Source organism: Celeribacter indicus (genome assembly GCF_000819565.1).
GTDB classification, from domain to species: Bacteria; Pseudomonadota; Alphaproteobacteria; order Rhodobacterales; family Rhodobacteraceae; genus Celeribacter; species Celeribacter indicus.
Genome location: NZ_CP004393.1, coordinates 3,380,676 through 3,399,622 on the forward strand (window position 1 = coordinate 3,380,676; position 18,947 = coordinate 3,399,622).

Sequence of the window (18,947 nt, forward strand, 5' to 3'; positions counted from 1 at the left end):
TGGCTCTCCCCGGCGGTTCCCTGCACGTAACCTGGGGCGCGAAAAGTGCCTCCTTTTCGATCCGCCCAAAAGGTCTCTAAATGAGACCGATCATATGCGACACCGAAGCGGAAAGGAATGCTTCCATGACCACCTATCTCGTCACCGGCGCCTCCGGCCATCTGGGCCGGCTCGTGCTCGACCATCTCGCAACGCTCGTGGCCCCGCAGGACATCCTCGCCCTCGTGCGCTCCGATACGGCCGCGGAGGCCTGCGCGGCGAAGGGCATCGCCAGCCGGCGCGCGGATTACGACGATCCCGCCGCGCTCCGTACCGCGCTGGAGGGCGTCGACCGCCTGCTGCTCATCTCCTCGTCCGAGGTGGGCCAGCGCGCCGCTCAGCACGGCAATGTCATCGACGCGGCCCGCGCGGCCGGCGTCGATTTCATCGCCTATACCTCGATCCTCCATGCGGACACCGGCGGCATGCGGCTCGCCGAGGAACATCTCGCCACGGAGGCAAAGCTCGCCGAAAGCGGCATCGCCTTCACTCTGCTGCGCAACGGATGGTATTCGGACAACATCACCATGACGGCCGCCCAGGATCTGGAGACAGGCCAGCATTTCGGCGCCGCCGGAACCGGCAGGTTCGCCACCGCGCCGCGCAAGGATTATGCCGAAGCCGCCGCCATCGTGCTCGCGGGCGGCCATGACGGAGAGGTGCTCGAACTCGCGGGGGACGAGGCCTACACGCTCGCCGACTATGCCGCGATCCTGTCGGACGCCGCGGGGAAGCCCGTCGCCTATACCGATCTGCCCGAAGAGACCTTCCGGCAGGCGCTGGTGGAGGCCGGGGTGCCGGGGGGCTTCGCCGCCGTGCTCGCGGACAGCGACGCGAAGGCGGCGCAGGGGGCGCTGTTCGACGACAGCCGGACCCTCTCGGCGCTCATCGGCCATCCGACGGAACCGATCGCGGAGACGGTGAAACGGGCGCTGGCCTGACCGCGCGCGGGGGCGGGTCACGCGACTGTGTGCCCTGCCCCGCCGCATCCTGCGAACCGGGCCGCCGCGGCGGGCGTTGCTCCCCCGACAGACAGGGACCAGATACCGCGAAGGAGATCTCATGACCCGCTTTGAAGGAAAGACCGTCATCGTGACCGGCGCCTCCTCCGGCATCGGCGCGGCCACCGCCCGCCGCTTCGGAGGGGAAGGCGCAAACGTGGTGCTCGTGGCGCGCACGCAGGAAACGCTCGAGAAGGTGGCCGCCGACATCCCGCAGGCGAAGGTGGTCGTCGCGGATGTCCGCGAACAGGAGAATGCGGGCAGGATCGTCGCGGAGGCCAGGGCGGCTTTCGGCCAGATCGACGTGCTCGTGAACAACGCGGGCATCGTGGCGATGGGAGAGATCGGGGAGGTCGGCACCGACGCCTGGAGCGATGTGATGAACACTGACCTGAACGGCGCCTATTTCGTCACCAGGGCGGCCTGGGAGGACTTGAAGGCGTCGAAGGGAAATGTGGTGATGACGAGTTCCGTCTCCGGCACGGGCGGCGACTGGGGCATGTTCGCCTATAACGCGGCGAAAGGAGCGGTGACCAATCTGACGCGGGCGCTGGCGCTCGACGCACGGAATTCCGGTGTGCGGGTGAACGCGGTGAACCCGACCTTCACGAAGACGGCGCTGACCGAAGACATGCTCAAGGACGAGGAACTGGTCGCGAAATTCGTGGAGCGGATCCCGCTCGGCCGCCCCGGCGAACCCGAGGATATCGCCGCCGTCATCGCCTTCCTCGCCTCGGAGGACGCCGGCTTCGTCAACGGGGTGAACCTGCCGGTGGACGGCGGCCTGTCGGCCTCCAACGGGCAACCGCCGCAGAGCTGAGCGGGCTCAGTCGAAGATCCCGTCGCCCATCTGGTCGATGAAGATCTGCGCCTTGCGCAGGCTCGCCAGCCGCGCCTCGTCCTCGGAGGCGATGGTATCGGCGCGGATCATCACATGTTCACGGGTCTCGCCGTCGAAATCCTTCTCGATCCGTGCGGCGATGCGATACCCGCTCTCGGCCTTTTGCGGCTCAGGGAAGATGCGAAAGCCCTTGCCGTACACTTCCGACTTCGCGGCGGGGCGCGGCGCATCTTCGGACCGGGATTTGCCGCCGAAGAGTTTCGAGAAAAGGGACATGCGGACCTCCTGTTTGGGAGGCAGTTTGGAGCGGGAGCGTCGGGAGTGCAAGCTGAGGATCGCCTGAGCGGGGGACAGCGATCAAATGGTTGAACCGTTCCCCTCATGTCCGCCCAATCCGCCGGACGAATGAGATAGGCCTCAATCCAATAAAATCGCTAGCCCCCAAAATGGTCAGGCAACGTGCGGCGGCCTGCGGTCTTGTTCCGCGCAATCGGTCATTTAATCCAGCTTCTTGAGCGCCGTCTCAATTGCATCTATCGCCACAGCGCCTTCACCCTCGGGAGTGCCCGCTTCTTCAATTAATTCTCTCGCCTCCGACAAGATTTCTTTAATCTCGAAAACTGTCTTTGCTCCGACATAAGGACCCGGAGGGGGAAGCTTGTCCTCTGGAAACGCTTGTGCATTAGGATAATCGCACTTTCCAGTCGCGACCTCTGCTACTCTCCCACCATTCACACCGAAGTAAGAAGCAATATCATGCTGCTTATCACCACGATTTAACATTCCCTTAACCATTTGGGTCTCTCGATATGTAAAAGCCATATTCCCCTCCAATAAAACAAGGGAATTATGTCTCACAAAGACCCAAAAGCGAGAAAAATAAAAGGCGCTCCGATGAGCGCCTTTTGTGATCACTGATCCAAGAACGACCGCAGTTTCCGCGACCGGCTCGGATGCTTCAGCTTGCGCAGCGCCTTCGCCTCGATCTGGCGGATACGTTCGCGGGTGACGGAGAACTGCTGGCCGACCTCCTCGAGCGTGTGGTCGGTGTTCATCCCGATCCCGAAGCGCATCCGCAGCACGCGTTCCTCGCGGGGCGTGAGCGAGGCCAGAACCCGCGTCGTCGTCTCCTTCAGGTTCTCCTGAATCGCGGCATCGAGCGGCAGGACCGCATTCTTGTCCTCGATGAAATCGCCGAGCTGGCTGTCCTCCTCGTCGCCGATCGGCGTCTCCAGCGAGATCGGCTCCTTGGCGATCTTCATCACCTTCCGGACCTTCTCCAGCGGCATTTGCAGCTTCTCGGCCAGCTCTTCCGGCGTCGGCTCGCGGCCGATCTCGTGCAGCATCTGACGGCCCGTGCGCACCAGCTTGTTGATCGTCTCGATCATGTGCACCGGAATGCGGATGGTCCGGGCCTGATCGGCAATCGAGCGGGTGATCGCCTGCCGGATCCACCAGGTCGCATAGGTCGAGAACTTGTAGCCACGGCGGTATTCGAACTTGTCCACCGCCTTCATCAGGCCGATGTTGCCTTCCTGGATGAGATCGAGGAATTGCAGCCCGCGGTTGGTGTATTTCTTCGCGATGGAAATCACGAGGCGCAGGTTGGCCTCGACCATTTCCTTCTTGGCCTGACGGGCCTCCTTCTCGCCCTTCTGGACCTGGGCCACGATGCGGCGGAATTCGGAAATGTCGACGCCGACATATTGCCCGACCATCGCCATCTCGGACCGCAGCTCCTCGACCTTGTCGCTGTGGCGCTCGATGAACATCTGCCAGCCGCGGCCGGCCTTCCCGGCCATGCGGTCGAGCCAGGTCGGATCGAGCTCCGCCCCGCGATACTCATCGATGAATTCCTTGCGGTTGATGCGCGCCTGGTCGGCAAGCTTCACCATGCTCGAATCGATCGTCATGATCCGCTTGTTGATGCCATAGAGCTGGTCGATCAGCGCCTCGATGCGGTTGTTGTGCAGGTGAAGCGAATTCACCAGCGCCACGATCTCCCCGCGCAGGGTCTGATAGTCCGCCTCGTTGGCCGCCGAAAAGGAACCGTCCTCGTTGAGCGTGGCGCTCATCCGCAGATCCTGCATCTCCGACAGGGTCGCGAAATCGGAGGAAATGCGCGCCAGCGTCTCAAGCACCTGCGGCTTCAGCGCGGCCTCCATCGCGGCGAGCGACATGTTGGCCTGCTCGTCGTCGTCCTCGTCGTCGTCGGAACTGATCGGATTGCCGTCCGCGTCGTATTCCTGTTCCTTCTCCTTCGCCTCGCCGGAGCCGCTTTCGACAGCGAGCCCCTCGACCACGCCGGCCTCGTCGTCGCCCTCGACGCCGCCGCCGAAGGTCGCCTCGAGGTCGATGACGTCGCGCAGGAGAATGTCCTCGGACAGAAGCTCGTCATGCCAGATCGTGATCGCCTGGAAGGTCAGCGGGCTTTCGCACAGCCCCGCGATCATCGTGTTCCGGCCCGCCTCGATCCGCTTCGCGATGGCAATTTCGCCCTCGCGCGACAGAAGCTCGACCGAGCCCATCTCGCGCAGGTACATGCGCACCGGATCGTCCGTGCGGTCGAGCTTCTCGGTCTCGCCGGAGGCCGTGGCCAGCTCGCGCGAGCCGCCCGTGGTCACGAGTTCGCCACCCGGCCGGGCCTCGCCCTCGACCGCGCCGTCCTCGTCCTCGACCTCTTCGTCCTCGATGACGTTGATGCCCATTTCCGAGAGCATGGACATGACATCCTCGATCTGCTCGGAGCTCACCTGTTCCGGCGGAAGCACCTTGTTGAGCTGATCGTAGGTGATGTAGCCCTTCTCGCGTGCCTCGGAAATCATCTTCTTGACCGCGGCCTGGCTCACATCGAGCATGGCGTCCTGATCCTGATCCTCGGTCTTGGTGTCGTCGTTGTCCTTTGCGGCCATACGGCACTCCCCTTCTGTCACTTGGCTCCGCCCGGCGGTCCCGTTCCGCACCCCCGCCCCGATGCCATCGGGTCGAACGGACGGGTCAGTCCCCTGCCGGACCGTCGGTCCCGCGCAGGCACCGCTGGAGCCCGTGAACCGCCCCTGCCCGAGGACGCCCCACTGAGTTAAAGCGAATCATGTCACGCGAATCGACGATTCGCCACATGGATACCCATATTTCCTTAACCATTCCTGCACCAGAGGGCAGCGCGCGCCCCTGTCCGTCCACAGGCAACAGCTATGTCTCCGGCGCCCCGTGTCCAGCCCCGTCAGGACCGGCTTTGCGGATCAATCCGCGACAGCAGCGCCCGGAACGCCTCCCTTTCGCTGCGCGACAATTCGAGCCCGTTCTCGGCGATATCGAACTCGGTGCGATCCTCGGCCTCGGCCTTGGTCGCGCGGTTGCGCGCCTCCGCCGCCTGCCTCAGGCGCCATGTCAGCTTTTCGTCTTCTGCCTCGAGAAGCGCCGCCACCCCCTCGTCGAGTTCCGCACCGTAGCCGCGGCGGGCCTTGAGCTTGGCAAGCTCTTCGGCCAGGCACATCTCCGCGATCTCCGGGTCGGGACGGCGCACCGGGGGCGCGATCTGCACATGGGGATGCGCCAACAGCCGGTCAAGAGCCTCCAGCCCGGCAATCGCGATCACGTTTTCCCGCAGCGCGGCGGCATCCTCCTCCTCGGCATGCAGCAGAAGCGCGTGGAGAAGCGTGGCATGTTCCTCGCCCTGCGGATGCAGCGCCTCGAGCTGCGTCATGAATTTCAGCCCGGCGCCGGGATTGCGCAGCAGCGTGGCGAGCACCACGGCCTCGCGCATCAGATCGGCATGGCTTTCGTCGCCCGCGACGAGGGCGGAGGCCTTCAGCCCCTCCGTGGGCACGGCCGGCCCCCTTCCGAAGCGCCCGCGCTGGGGTGTCCACGCCCGCCGCTCCGCCCGCGCCTGGCCGCCGCGCTGCGGACGGAAGAGCTCGTAGCGCATCTCCTTGAGGATCTCGCCGTAATGTCGCTTGATCGACGGATCCGCGATCGGGCGGATCGCGTCGCGCAGCGCCTTGTCGAGCGCCGCGCGCCGTTCGGGGCTGTCGAGGACCTTGCCCTCGGTCTCCCGCCGCCACAGGAGCGTGACCATGGGCACGGCGGCGGCGAGCACCTCGGCCATCGCCTCCGGCCCCTTCGCCTTGATCAGGTCGTCGGGATCCTGCCCCTCCGGCATGATCGCGAAGCGCAGCGACTGGCCGGCCTGCAAGAGCGGCATCGCGAGGTCGATCACCCGGTAGGCCGCGCGCAGCCCCGCCGTATCGCCGTCGAGCGCGATCACCGGCTCGGGCGACATGCGCCACATGAGCTGCAACTGGCGGTCGGTGATCGCGGTGCCGAGCGGGGCGACGGTGGCCTCGAATCCGGCCTCGGCCATGGCGATCACATCCATGTAGCCCTCGGCCACCACGAGCACCTGGCCGCGCCCGCAGGCCGCCCGCGCCTCCCTGTGGTTGTAGAGCGCCGCGCCCTTGTCGAACAGCAGCCGCTCCGGCCCGTTGAGATATTTCGCCCGCGCGTTCGGGTCCATCGCCCGCCCGCCGAAGGAAATGAGCCGCCCGCGCGCATCGCGGATCGGAAAGGTGATGCGGTCGCGGAAGAAATCGTAGGGATCGCGCCCGTCGTCGGGCTTCGCAACCACCCCCGCCTCGATGGCGAGGTCGAGCGAGACGCCCTGATCCCGCAGGGCCCGGATCAGCGCATTGCCGGACGGCGCATATCCGATCTCGAAGCGCTCCCGCGTCGCCGGCCTCATCCCGCGCCGGTCGAGATAGGCGCGCGCCTCCGCACCGCCCTGCTGGTTCAGGCAGAGCCGGAAGAACCGGTTCGCCGCCTCGTTCACCTCCGCAAGCTCGCTGCGGCGGTCGGCCTGCTTCTGTGCCTGCGGGTCGCGCTCGGGCACGGGCATTCCGGCCTCGCGCGCGAGGATCTCGATCGCCTCCATGAAGCCGACGTTCTCCGTCTCGCGCACGAAGGTGATCGCGTCGCCCTTCGCATGGCAGCCGAAACAATAGTAATAGCCGTCCTTGTCGTTGACGTGGAAGGAAGCGGTCTTCTCGTGGTGGAACGGGCATGGCGCCCACATGTCGCCCTTGCCGGCATTCGACTTGCGCGCATCCCACATGACCTTTCGGCCGACCACGTCGGTCAGCGACAGGCGGTTGCGCAGCTCATCCAAGAATCCCGGCGGCAAAGACATGGGCGGGAGTATCCTCTCTCACGGCGCCAAGGTCCAGAGCATGCGCACGCCATGCCCGCCTCTCCGCGAAGGACTCACATCTGGGAAAAAATGCGCCGAAAATCCGGCGCACTCATGGCGAAAAAAGGCAAGATCGTGGCGCGACCCCGCGCCGCCCTCTCGCGCCGGGCCGCTTCCGGCGCCAAATCTGACCATTTCGGGGCGAGACGTCATGGCGCTTTACCGGCGCCCGAGAAGCGTCCAGAATGCTCTCGGGTGGCGACTGTCATGCACGGGGAAACTCCGGCCGGGCGTCACGCAAACTGGGGTCACGGGGGCACCACTCGGAACGAGAGACGGTGTCATGTTGGGGAATGTTACGCGTCGCGAAGCGGCGCCTGTGGAGCCGGTCCGGCAGCAAGGCCGCGCCCGTCTGTCGCGTTACAAGCTGCTTGCCACGATGCGCGCCGCGCGCCGCGCCTACTGGCGCGACGAGGACGGGGCGCTCTTCATCTTTGGCCTCTTCGCCTTCGTGATCATTCTCATGGTCGCGGGGATGGGGGTCGACGTCATTCGCCACGAAACCCTCCGCACCCAGCTCCAGGGCACGCTGGACCGCTCCATCCTGGTCGCCGCCAACATCCAGACACAGGCCGCGACCGACGACGATGTGAAAAACATCGTGCTGGACTATTTCGACAAGGCCGGGTTTGGTGACTACATCTCGAAGGACGACATCGACGTGACCCGCGGCATGGCCGGACGCAGGGTGAGCGCCACGGTCGACGGCTCGATCAACACGTTTTTCATGCGTCTCGCAGGCGTCGACGACATCGGCCTCTCCGCCGCCGGCACCGCCGAGCAATCCGTCGGCAAGATGGAAATCGCCCTTGTGCTCGACGTGTCCGGGTCAATGGATCAGAACCACCGCATCGCCAACCTGCGGGACGCCGCCGACGATTTCGCAAAGACGATTTTCAGCGCCGACGACAGGGGACAGATCGCCCTGTCCATCGTGCCCTACAGCGGACAGGTGAATGCCGGCCCGTCCATCGGGAAGATGTTCAATCGCGGCGACCCGAACGACTATTCCTATTGTCTGCAATTCGATTCGAATGACTTCAAAACCATCTCCATCCAGCCCAACACGATGCCGGGTGCGAAAACCTATCCGCAGGCTTTCACCTTCGACGCCTGGAACGACAGGTCCGAGGGCCTGGAGCTCGAATATTGCGACTCTGCGGCAGCCAACGAAATCCTGCCCTTCGTCAACTCCTACGAAGACGCAAGGAGCAAGATCCGGGGGCTTCGCGCCCTTGGCGGCACCTCGATCAACATCGGCCTGAAATGGGGCACCGCCCTGCTCGATCCGAGTTTCCGCCCGATCACCGCCTCGCTCGAAGCGAAGGGAAAGGTGTCCTCCACCCTGAAGGAGTACCCGCTGGACTTTCCCGCCGAGAACGACAGTGCCGGCACCCAGAAAATCATCGTGCTGATGACCGACGGGGAACACGACACGCATTACTTCATCAAGGACAAATACCGCCGCGGAAACACCGACGCCTTCGTCTCGCCGGAGGGCGTCACCTCGTTCAAGACGGACAATTACAAGATCACGGAAAAGGTCTGCACCAAGTCCAGATGCAGGAAAGAGTCGGATTACGAGACGAGAACCCGTTACGAGACGAGATACTACATCCCCTCGACCGGAAAATTCCAGACGACGCCCGCCGGCGGAAACAACGCGACCCCGATGGAATGGGCCGATATCTTCGCCCGGTACACGACCCCGCGCCATGAGGACATCCGCATCCGGGCCGACAACAACGGGGAAAAGCCCAGATCAAGCTCCTACGCCAAGGTTTACGACACCTCGGCCGCCAGCACCAAGGACAGATACCTTGAAGATTTGTGCACCAGGGCCAAGGACGCGGGCATCATCATCTACAGCATCGGGTTCGAAACCACCCGCAACGCCAAGACCCTGCTGAAAAGCTGTGCCACCACCTATTCGCATTATTACGATGTCGAAGGGATCGAGATTTCCGAAGCCTTCTCCGCCATCGCCGCGGAAGTCACCGAACTGAGGCTGACGCAATGAGGCTGTGGTCCAGAGTGCGCGAAAAGGCGCGGCGGCAGGACCGCGGCGAAGAGGGAAGTGTGACGATCGAATTCGTCCTCCTCTTCCCGGTGTTCATCGCCCTGATCCTCGGCGGGGCCGAGATCGGCTATTTCACCGTCTCCGGCGCCATGCTCGACCGGGGGCTGGATCGCGCGATCCGCGATATCCGCCTCGGCAGGATGACGGTCGTGACGCTCGACACGCTCAAACCCGTCGTCTGTGGATATGCCGACTTCCTGTCCGATTGCGAAGCCAATATCCACATCGCCCTGGAATCCGCCGACGCCTATCATTTCACGCCGCCCGCCACCTATGCGACCTGCATCGACCGCTCTGCCGAGGACCTGCCCAACACGGTCTTCAGCCCCGGCGCCCCGAACGAGCTGATGCTCGTGCGGGCCTGCCTGAACGTCGATCCGCTGTTCCCGACAACCCCGTTTGGCGCGGCATTGGCGGGCGATGCCGGGAACGGCTATTCCCTCGTCGCCACTTCCGGCTTCGTCTACGAGCCGTGACAGAGGACGCAAACCCCATGCGACAGTCGCTCATCTCCCGCTTTCAGGCCCTGCACCGCGCCTACCGTCAGCGCACGGAGGCCACGCTCACGGTCGAAACCGTGCTGGTCCTGCCGCTCCTGGTGACCGCGATCACCATGACCTATTCCTATTTCGCGGCCTTCGAGCAGAAAGCCATCGCGAACAAGGCCGCTTACACGATTTCCGACTATCTTTCGCGCCAGACCGTCCCGATCAACGCCGACTTCATCGACGGGCTCGAAGAGATCTATCGCTTTCTCAACAATGTCCCCGATGCAAGGCTGCGCGTCACCTCGGTCCGGCGCTCTCAGGACTGGAACAAGAACGAATATTACAAGCTGATCTGGTCCTACGCCTCCAATGGCGGCACCGTGCTGACGCAGGATACGCTCGCCTCCGTCGAGGACCGGCTGCCCACCCTCGCCCTGGGAGAGGAATTCGTCATCGTCGAAGTCTCGAGAGACTGGCAGCCGATTTTCAAGGTGGGCCTCGGCACGGTCACGTTCGGCGATTTCGTCGTCACCAAGCCCCGCTTCGCCCCCAAGGTCGTGTTCGAATACAGCGACGGCAGGCTGTCGTCCTGACCGGAGCGGCGCCTCAGTCGAGGCGCCCGGCCCCGGCGACGCGCGCCGCGATCACATCCGCCATCGCCTTTGCCTGGCTTGCCGGGGTGACGCCGCCGACGCCGATCCGGCGTCCGATCCGCCACCACAGGCCCGGCGCCCAGACCCGCGGTCCCGGCGTCTTCAGCCGCAGCAGGAATCCGTTGGACGGCTTGAAGGCGAAGGTGCCGCGCTCCACCCGCGCGATGTCGTCGAGGCGGCACAGGAGCCGCCCGCTGCCCTCCTCGACAAGCGCCTCCCCGGTCAGCACGAGGCGCCGCGCCGTCGCCAGCCAGAGCGCGAGCGCGAGCCAGACCGCCCCCGCCGCAAGGACGAGCAGCATCGCGCCATAGCCCGGCCCTATTCCCTCCGGACGCAGCACCACCCAGACCAGCAGCGCACCGAGCAGGAGGAGCATCAGGCAGGCGACGACCCGCCGGGCGGGCGAGACGCTCAGGATGAGGTCGGCCGGGGCGGCCTCGGATCGGGGGGACGCGGACATGGAGCCTCCTGTGACGGTCCCCTCCCCTCTAGCCTGCCGCGCCGCGAAGGGAAAGCCGCGACCGGCACCGGGGCGCAAAGGCCGATTGTCCCCGCCGGTCCCTGCGGTTACTGTGCCCGACGAACCCGATCCGACGGACCCGCATGACTCGCCCGCGCCTCCTCTTCGCCACGCTGCTCGCCCTCTCCCTCGCCGCTTGCGGGCCGCGACCGGATCTTTCCGGGCGGGTTGCACCGGTCGACCCGAACCTGCCCTGGCCGGAACTGCTGTCGACCGAGACCCTCGCCGCCACGCTCGACAGCACCACGGGAACGCCGGACGCTCCGGCGCAGTCCGACAGCCTCTCGGCCCGTGCCCGCGCCCTTTCGGAGCGTGCGGCGGCGCTCGCCGCGCAGCCGTCGCTCGACACCTCCGGGCGTCCCCGCCTCGACCGCGCGGCGCGCGGGACCGAGGACGGCGGCTGAGCCCGTCGCCCCTGTTGCAGAGGCGCGCATTCGCGGCTATCAGGGCGGTCAGTTTTCAAATCCGACCCGGAGCCCCCCAATGCCGCACGACAGTTCGCCCAACGCCCCCCTTCGCCTCGGGATCGCGGGCCTTGGCACCGTCGGCACGGGGGTGATCAAGATCGTCCAGCGCAAGGCGAACCTGATCGCCCGGCGCAGCGGACGCCCGGTGGTGATCACCGCCGTCTCTGCCCGCTCGCGCGACAAGGACCGCGGTATCGACATCTCGAAATACGCCTGGGAGGACGATCCCGTCGCCCTCGCCCTGCGCGAGGACGTCGATCTCTTCGTCGAACTCATGGGCGGCCCCGACGGACCGGCGAAGGCCGCGACCGAGGCCGCGCTCGCCGCCGGAAAGGACGTCGTGACCGCCAACAAGGCGATGCTCGCCCATCACGGGCAGGACCTCGCGCTGCGGGCCGAGGCGAAGGGGGCGGTGCTGCGCTTCGAGGCGGCGGTCGCCGGCGGCATCCCGGTGATCAAGGCGCTGACCGAGGGTCTCGCGGGCAACCGCATCGAGCGGATCGTGGGCGTGATGAACGGCACCTGCAACTACATCCTGACGCGGATGGAGAACGAGGGCCTTCCCTATGACGAGGTCTTCGCCGCGGCCAAGGCGCTCGGCTATCTCGAGGCCGATCCCACCCTCGACGTGGGCGGCATCGACGCCGGCCACAAGCTCTCGCTGCTCGCCGCCATCGGCTTCGGCACGCAGGTCGATTTCGAGAACATGGTGCTCGAGGGCATCGAACGGATCACCATCGAGGATATCCGCCATGCCGCCGACATGGGCTATCGCATCAAGCTCCTGGGCGTCGCGCAGATGACCGGCCGCGGGCTGGAACAGCGCATGACGCCCTGCCTCGTGCCCTGCCTCTCGCCGCTCGGACAGCTCGAGAACGCGACGAACATGGTCGTGCTCGAAGGCGACGAGGTCGGGCAGATCGTGCTGCGCGGCGCCGGCGCGGGCGAAGGACCGACCGCCTCCGCCGTGATGTCCGACGTGCTCGACATCGCCCGCGGCATCCGCATCCCGACCTTCGGCGTCCCCGCCGTCACGCTCGAGAAGGCGACCCCCGCCGTCGCGGCGACGCCCGCGCCCTATTACCTGCGCATGTCGCTTCTGGACAAGCCCGGCGCGCTGGCGAAGATCGCCGCGGCCCTGGGCGATGCCGGCGTCTCCATCGACCGGATGCGGCAATACGGGCAGGATGCCAATCCCGATGTCGCGCCCGTGCTGATCGTCACCGATGCGACCTCGCGCGCCTCGCTCGACGCCGCGCTCGAGGGCATGGCGCAGGCCTCCGTCCTCGCCTCCGAACCGGTCGCGATCCGCATCGAACAGGTCTGAACCGCCCGCCGCCAACCGGGGCGGTGACACGGGAACGTCATGCGATATCATGCCGGTAGCGCAAACACCTGCCATGTTAGCGCTGCCTTCCCCGCGCCCACTTGCCGCGCGGGGAGACATGTGGTCTGGATCGGGCAGCAAGAAGAACCGGCTGCGCCGAAAAGGAATCCCCTGCCCATGTCCGATCCCAAGATGAACACCGTCGCGTTTTACGACCGCATGCTGTCCCTCGGCCTCGCCCGCGTCGCGGAACAGGCCGCCATCGCATCCGCCGACCACGTCGGCCATGGCAACGAGAAGGCCGCCGATCAGGCCGCGGTGAACGCGATGCGCGACCAGCTCAACCAGCTCGACATCCAGGGCGTCGTGGTGATCGGCGAGGGCGAGCGCGACGAGGCGCCGATGCTCTACATCGGCGAGAATGTCGGCACCGGCAACGGCCCCGCCGTCGACATCGCCCTCGATCCGCTCGAGGGCACGACCCTCACCGCCAAGGACATGCCGAACGCGCTCACCGTGATCGCCATGGCGCCGCGGGGCACGCTGCTGCATGCCCCCGACGTCTACATGGAGAAGCTCGCCATCGGGCCGGGCTATCCGAAGGACGTCGTCTCCCTCGACATGACCCCGACCGAACGTGTCGAGGCGCTGGCCAAGGCCAAGGGCGTGACCCCGAAGGACATCACCCTCTGCGTGCTCGAGCGCCCGCGCCACGAGGACATGATCGCCGAGCTGCGCGCCACCGGTGCCGCGATCCGTCTCATCACCGACGGCGATGTCGCGGGCGTGATCCACTGCGCCGAAGCCTCCACCGGCATCGACATGTACATGGGGTCCGGCGGTGCGCCCGAGGGCGTTCTCGCGGCCTCCGCCCTCAAGTGCATGGGCGGCCAGATGTGGGGCAAGCTCCTGTTCCGCAACGACGACGAACGCGGCCGCGCGGCGAAGGCCGGCATCACCGACCTCGACAAGATCTATTCCCGCGACGAACTCGTGACCTCCGACGTGATCTTTGCCGCGACCGGCGTCACCAACGGCTCCATCGTCCAGGGGCTCAAGCGCGAACCCGGCTACCTGACCACGGAAACGATCCTCATGCGCTCGAAGACCGGCTCGATCCGCCGCATGACCTACCGCAACCCGGTCAAGCGCAAGAGGGACTGACGACCGCGCCGCCGGCCCGGCCGGGCGATCCTTTGCGGCCGCCCGTCAGCGGACGTTGCATCCGCCGGCGGCATGACGGATACAGAGGGCCATGAGCGATTTCCTGAACGTCTCCACCTCCCTCACCGGGCGCCGCTGGGTCGGGCCGACGGCGGACCACGACCGCCACGCGGAACTCCTGACGCAGCGCACCGCCCTGCCCCTGCCGCTGTGCCAGACCCTCGCGCGGCGCGGCATTTCCCCCGAGGAGGCGGAGCGTTTCCTCGCGCCGAAACTGAAGGACCTGCTGCCTGATCCGCGGGGCCTCAAGGACATGGAGGCGGCCGCCGGCCGCTTCCTCGCGGCGGTGAAGCGCGGCGAGAGGATCGCGGTCTTTGCCGATTACGACGTGGATGGCGGCAGTTCGGCGGCGCTCCTGCTCACCTGGCTGCGGCAGATGGGACGGCGCGCGACGCTCTATATCCCCGACCGGATCGACGAAGGCTACGGCCCCAACGACGCGGCGATGGCCGCCCTCGCCCGCGATCACGACCTGATCGTCTGCGTCGATTGCGGCACGCTCAGCCACGGTCCGATCGCCGCGGCGAAGGGCGCGGATGTGATCGTTCTCGATCACCATCTCGGGGCGGAGACCCTGCCGGACTGCGCGGCGGTGGTCAATCCGAACCGCCAGGACGAAAGCGGCGAGCTCGCCCATCTCTGCGCCGCCACCGTCGTCTTCCTGATGCTCGTCGAGGTGAACCGCCGGATGCGGGCCGAGGGCACGACCGGTCCCGACCTCATGGCGATGCTCGATCTCGTCGCCCTCGCCACCGTCGCCGACGTCGCCCCGCTCATCGGCGTCAACCGCGCGCTGGTGCGCCAGGGGCTGAAGGTGATGGCCCGGCGCGAGCGCATCGGACTGCGCGCGCTGGCCGATGTCGCCCGGATGGACAGCGCGCCCACCTCGTATTCCCTGGGCTTCCTGCTCGGTCCCCGGATCAACGCGGGCGGCCGGATCGGTGCCGCGGATCTGGGGGCGCGGCTCCTGGCCACAGACGATCCCGCCGAGGCGCAGGCGCTCGCCGAACGGCTCGACGCGCTCAATTCCGAACGGCGGGAGATCGAGACCATGGTCCGCGCCGATGCGCTGGCGCAGGCGGAGACGCGGGGCCTCGAGACGCCGCTCGTCTGGGCGGCGGGCGATGGCTGGCATCCCGGCGTCGTCGGCATCGTCGCCTCGCGGCTGAAGGAGGCGACCAACCGCCCGGCCATCGTCATCGGTTTCGATGCCGAGGGCATCGGCAAGGGCTCGGGGCGGTCCGTCTCCGGCGTCGACCTGGGCGCCTCGATCCAGCGGCTCGCGCAGGAGGGCCTGCTCCTGAAGGGCGGCGGGCACAAGATGGCCGCGGGCCTCACCCTGCGGCGCGACATGCTCGAGCCGGCGATGGCGCGTCTCTCCGATCTTCTGGCGAAACAGGGCGCGGGCGCGGCGGGGCCGGCCGATCTCATGCTCGACGGGATGCTGATGCCCGGCGCCGCCTCGCTCGATCTCGTCGCCCGGCTCGATGCCGCCGGCCCCTATGGCGCCTCCGCCCCCGCACCGCGCTTCGCCTTCTGCGACTGCGCGATCCATTTCGCCCGCCGGATCGGCGAGAGCCATCTCAAGATCAGCTTTTCCGATGGGATCGGTCCGCGGCTCGAGGCGATTGCCTTCGGCGCCTACGACACCCCCCTCGGCGCCGGGCTCGAAGGCCATGGCGGCGCACGCTTCCACCTCGCCGGCCGGCTCGAACTCAACAGCTGGGGCGGCCGTCAATCGGTGCAATTGCGCCTCGAGGACGCCGCCCCGGCATGACCGCAGACCGGCGCCGGAAGGCCGCCCCGCAAAAAACGTCACGAAGGTGCAGAATCCCCCTTGCACCCCGCCCGCGCATTTCCTAAAAGCCGCCTCACGCCAAGCGCGGCCCGTTCGTCTATCGGTTAGGACGCCAGGTTTTCAACCTGGAAAGAGGGGTTCGATTCCCCTACGGGCTGCCATTTCTCCCCGACAGTCTCCGCGACCCGCGCCCCTGCGGAATCCCCGCGCCGTCGAAGGCCGTGCCGGGAAGACCCCCGCGTCGGTGCCGGATCGGCAGAAATATGACACCCGCGAAACACGGGGGCTTCTTTCCGGCGAAGGACTTCCTATATCCGCAGGCATCCCTTCCGCCTGCGAGTGACCCGCCCTTGCCCCGCGATACCACGATCCCAGACCCCGAGGCCGCGCTGCGGCGGTTCGTCCGCGACAGATTCGGTCCGCGCGGCACGCTCAGGCTGCATCGCGCCGCCTTCGGCCTCGATCTGTTGCGCGCCCCGGTGAACGTGCTCCTGGCGCCGGTGTTCCTGATCGTGCGACTTCTTGCGCTGCTCGCCTCCCGGCTGCGGGCGCGGCGCATCGCGGCATGGCTCGGCGCGCGGCGCGTGTTTCTCGAGACCGACATGGCGCGCGAGGTCGCACGCTCCGTCACCGCCTTTCTCGAGACCGACGGCCCGCAGGTGCCCACGGCCATCCGCCACCGCGCGGTCGAGGACTATGTCGGCGTGCGTGGCGCGGTGGCGGAAATCACCACGACGCTCCTCGTCCTGCTCGCGGGCGCGCTGCTGTTCCACACCGCCACGCCCGGCATCCTCTCCCTCGTCGCCCCGGTCTCGGAACTGCGCGCCCATGCGCTCGCGGTGGAGAATTTCCCCCTCGGCCGCGGGCTCGGACGGGTCTATTACAGCGTCTTCCCGACCGCCCTGCCCCTCTGGCAGGGCGTCGTGACCGGCGTGCTCCTCGCGATGGCCGCCTCGGTCGTGACCACATTCGCCGGCCTCATCGCCGATCCCGTCCAGGTCGCGACCGGCGTCCACCGGCGGCGGCTGCGCCGCCTGATCGACCGGATCGCGGCGGAGCGCGAGGCCGGTCTCGCGCGGGAACATGTTGCCGCACGGGCCGCGGACCTGTCCGACCTCGCGGTCAATCTCTGGCGGCTGCTGCGCGGATGAGACACATCCTGACGACGCCGAAATGCCGCCCGGACGGGCGAGTGCCGCACCGCGGAGCCCCGGCCCCGGCGCGGCGCGCGAAAAATCCCGCTTGCCCGTCCGAAGAATCTGGTAGAAACGCTTGGTATGTCGGAAGAAATCCTCCGATCGTGAGCAGCTTTCTGCCACGCAGGGGGTTTTCCGGCTTTTCTTGCTGCAACGCATCAGAACTCCTGTCTTAACTACGCTGAACAGGTACTTATGGAGTGAAGGTTTGACGATCGCTACAGGCCCCGCCGCATCCGATTCGCCCAACGCCACACTGTCGCCCGACAATCCGCGCCGCCGCCGTTTCCTCGCTTCACTCGCAAGCGGGGTGGCCGCGTCGGCGGTGCTGTCGCCTTTCGCGATCGCCGCGCAGGACAATCCCGAACCGGCAGACACGCCCGCCCCCCCGCCCGAGGCACAGCCCGAGCCCGAACCGGCCCCGCCGCCGCCCTTCAGCTTCGATGCGCTCACCGAGCGCATGCGCGAGGCGGCGGCCCAGCCGTGGCGCGAGGCGGGCGCGGTCAGCGGCTTCCTCGCGGATCTCGACTACGACGCCTACCAGCGCATCCGCTTCAACCCCGACCATGCCCGCTGGCAGGAGGACGGCCAGGAATTCCGCCTGCACGCCTTCCATCTCGGCTGGCTCTTCGAGCAGCCGGTCCACATCCATGAAATCGTGGACGGTCAGGAAGTTGCGATGGATTTCTCCACCTCCGATTTCCTCTATGGCGGCAATGTCGGCGACAACATCCCGGCCGACGCGACCATGCCGGGCGTCGCGGGCTTCCGCCTGCACACGCCGCTCAACCGGGCCGACATCTTCGACGAGCTGGTCGTCTTCCTCGGCGCGAGCTATTTCCGCGCGCTCGGACGCGGCAATGTCTACGGCCTCTCCGCCCGCGGGCTTGCGGTGAACACGGCGATGAACGGCAGCGAGGAATTCCCGCGCTTCACCGATTTCTGGATCGAGCACCCGCAACCGGGGCAGACGACCGCGGTGATCTATGCCGCGCTCGACAGCCGCTCGGTGACCGGTGCCTACCGCTTCTACATCACGCCGGGAGAAACCACCGTCATGGAGGTGACCGCCCGGCTCTTCGTGCGCGAGGATGCAAGCCAGATCGGCATCGCGCCGCTCACCTCCATGTATCTCTTCGGCGGCGCCGATCCGCGCGGCTTCGACGATTTCCGCTCCTCCGTGCACGACAGCGAATATCTCGTGCTCAACACGCGCTCGGGCGACACCTTCCTGCGGGCGCTCAACAACCCGCCGCGCCTTGCAAGCTCCTATCTCGGGGCGGAAAACCCGGTCTCCTTCGGACTGGTCCAGCGCCGGCGCGATTTCGACGCCTATCTCGACGCGCAGGCGCATTACGAACGCCGGCCCTCGCTGATGGTCGAACCGCTGGGCGACTGGGGCAAGGGCTCCGTGCGCCTCGTGGAAATCCCCTCGAAGCTCGAGGGCAACGACAACATCGTCGCCTTCTGGGTGCCAGAGGGCGAGATGAAGAAGGGCGATGCCCATGAGTTCGCCTATCGCATGCACTGGGGCATGAACACGCCCGGCGACCGCAGTCCCGCGCGCGCGCGTATCGTGCGCACCCGCGTCGGGGAAGGCGGCGTCGCGGGGGTCGAACAGAAGACCGATGAGCGGAAATTCGTCATTGATTTCCGCGGCGGGCTTTTGTCGGAACTTTCCGCAGAGGGCGACGTTGAAGCCCAGGTTAGCGCCGTGCGGGGAGAGATCTCCGATGCGGTCGTCAGCAAGATCAGCGGCACCGACATCTGGCGGCTGGTGATCGAAGCGAAAGGCGATCCGGGCACGGTCGTGGAACTGAAGGCATCCCTGGCGGGGTATGGACAGACTTTGACGGAAACATGGCTCTACCAGTGGGTGAGGGAATGATCTCGGAACCGAAACACATGAACGCACCGACTGACACACTGATCGAAGACTCCCCGCAATGGGCGCCTCCCGAGGCGCCTCTCGACATGCCCGAGCAGGCGCTCGAGCGCCGGGAGGCCAGGTTTGAGCTTTCCCGGCTGCTGCGGCTGTTCATGCCCGGCAAGCCGGTCTGAACACGGA

Annotated in this window: 17 protein-coding genes and 1 tRNA gene; 13 read left to right on the forward strand and 5 right to left on the reverse strand. The window is 66.7% G+C overall.

The annotated features are described in order from the left end of the window. The first annotated feature begins 125 nt into the window (after window positions 1–125). Both P73_RS16685 and budC read left to right on the forward strand, forming a co-directional pair. Entirely contained in the window at window positions 126–980 is an 855-nt protein-coding gene (locus tag P73_RS16685) for an SDR family oxidoreductase (RefSeq protein ID WP_043870449.1), read from the forward strand. Between the two features lie 121 nt (window positions 981–1,101). Next, entirely contained in the window at window positions 1,102–1,860 is a 759-nt protein-coding gene (budC, locus tag P73_RS16690) for a meso-2,3-butanediol dehydrogenase (protein ID WP_043870450.1), read from the forward strand. Between the two features lie 6 nt (window positions 1,861–1,866). Here the strand turns inward: budC and P73_RS16695 are convergent, their stop codons facing one another. The 4 genes from P73_RS16695 to dnaG form a co-directional block, all read right to left on the reverse strand. Then, entirely contained in the window at window positions 1,867–2,157 is a 291-nt protein-coding gene (locus tag P73_RS16695; RefSeq protein WP_043870451.1) for an HlyU family transcriptional regulator, read from the reverse strand. 222 nt (window positions 2,158–2,379) lie between these two features. Next, a complete protein-coding gene (locus P73_RS25730) occupies window positions 2,380–2,703 on the reverse strand; it encodes a hypothetical protein (protein ID WP_174446914.1) in 324 nt (107 codons plus the stop codon). Between the two features lie 89 nt (window positions 2,704–2,792). Next, window positions 2,793–4,793: an RNA polymerase sigma factor RpoD gene (gene rpoD / locus P73_RS16700; protein ID WP_043870452.1), complete on the reverse strand. Its 2,001-nt coding sequence runs from the start codon at window positions 4,791–4,793 to the stop codon at window positions 2,793–2,795. Between the two features lie 311 nt (window positions 4,794–5,104). Continuing rightward, on the reverse strand, window positions 5,105–7,066 hold the full coding sequence (gene dnaG, locus P73_RS16705) for a DNA primase (RefSeq protein ID WP_043870453.1): 1,962 nt from the start codon (window positions 7,064–7,066) through the stop codon (window positions 5,105–5,107). A 343-nt stretch (window positions 7,067–7,409) separates the two neighbouring features. On the opposite strand from dnaG, the gene P73_RS16710 reads away from it, so the two are divergent. From P73_RS16710 to P73_RS16720, 3 genes are read left to right on the forward strand one after another with little or no spacing between them, the layout of a single operon-like run. Continuing rightward, window positions 7,410–9,146, forward strand: coding sequence for a TadE/TadG family type IV pilus assembly protein (locus P73_RS16710; protein ID WP_043870454.1), 1,737 nt, complete (start codon window positions 7,410–7,412; stop codon window positions 9,144–9,146). Window positions 9,147–9,205: 59 nt separating this feature from the next. Next, a complete protein-coding gene (locus tag P73_RS16715) occupies window positions 9,206–9,682 on the forward strand; it encodes a TadE/TadG family type IV pilus assembly protein (RefSeq protein WP_158401950.1) in 477 nt (158 codons plus the stop codon). A gap of 17 nt (window positions 9,683–9,699) precedes the next feature. Next, window positions 9,700–10,287, forward strand: coding sequence for a TadE/TadG family type IV pilus assembly protein (locus P73_RS16720; RefSeq protein ID WP_043870455.1), 588 nt, complete (start codon window positions 9,700–9,702; stop codon window positions 10,285–10,287). A 13-nt stretch (window positions 10,288–10,300) separates the two neighbouring features. Here P73_RS16720 and P73_RS16725 read toward each other — a convergent pair whose 3' ends face one another. Continuing rightward, window positions 10,301–10,807: a hypothetical protein gene (locus tag P73_RS16725; RefSeq protein WP_052453363.1), complete on the reverse strand. Its 507-nt coding sequence runs from the start codon at window positions 10,805–10,807 to the stop codon at window positions 10,301–10,303. Between the two features lie 143 nt (window positions 10,808–10,950). Between P73_RS16725 and P73_RS16730 the strand changes: the two genes are divergently transcribed. The 8 genes from P73_RS16730 to P73_RS26015 all read left to right on the forward strand — a co-directional run bounded on the left by P73_RS16730 (window position 10,951) and on the right by P73_RS26015 (window position 18,940). Continuing rightward, on the forward strand, window positions 10,951–11,271 hold the full coding sequence (locus P73_RS16730) for a hypothetical protein (RefSeq protein WP_043870456.1): 321 nt from the start codon (window positions 10,951–10,953) through the stop codon (window positions 11,269–11,271). Between the two features lie 79 nt (window positions 11,272–11,350). Next, entirely contained in the window at window positions 11,351–12,661 is a 1,311-nt protein-coding gene (locus tag P73_RS16735; protein ID WP_043870457.1) for a homoserine dehydrogenase, read from the forward strand. A 177-nt stretch (window positions 12,662–12,838) separates the two neighbouring features. Beyond that, window positions 12,839–13,825 (forward strand): class II fructose-bisphosphatase, encoded by a 987-nt coding sequence (gene glpX, locus P73_RS16740; RefSeq protein ID WP_043870458.1) that lies wholly within the window; start codon window positions 12,839–12,841, stop codon window positions 13,823–13,825. 91 nt (window positions 13,826–13,916) lie between these two features. Further along, entirely contained in the window at window positions 13,917–15,662 is a 1,746-nt protein-coding gene (recJ, locus tag P73_RS16745; RefSeq protein WP_043870459.1) for a single-stranded-DNA-specific exonuclease RecJ, read from the forward strand. A 107-nt stretch (window positions 15,663–15,769) separates the two neighbouring features. Next, window positions 15,770–15,844: transfer RNA gene (locus P73_RS16750), tRNA-Glu, on the forward strand. 189 nt (window positions 15,845–16,033) lie between these two features. Next, the gene (locus P73_RS16755; protein WP_052453591.1) at window positions 16,034–16,834 is read left to right on the forward strand and encodes a DUF6635 family protein; all 801 of its coding nucleotides are present in this window, start codon (window positions 16,034–16,036) and stop codon (window positions 16,832–16,834) included. 253 nt (window positions 16,835–17,087) lie between these two features. After that, complete coding sequence (locus P73_RS16760) at window positions 17,088–18,767, forward strand: OpgD/OpgG family glucan biosynthesis protein (RefSeq protein WP_420836119.1); 1,680 nt, start codon at window positions 17,088–17,090, stop codon at window positions 18,765–18,767. Window positions 18,768–18,784: 17 nt separating this feature from the next. Further along, window positions 18,785–18,940, forward strand: a complete 156-nt coding sequence (locus P73_RS26015) for a hypothetical protein (RefSeq protein WP_158401951.1) — start codon at window positions 18,785–18,787, stop codon at window positions 18,938–18,940. The last annotated feature ends 7 nt before the right edge of the window (window positions 18,941–18,947 follow it).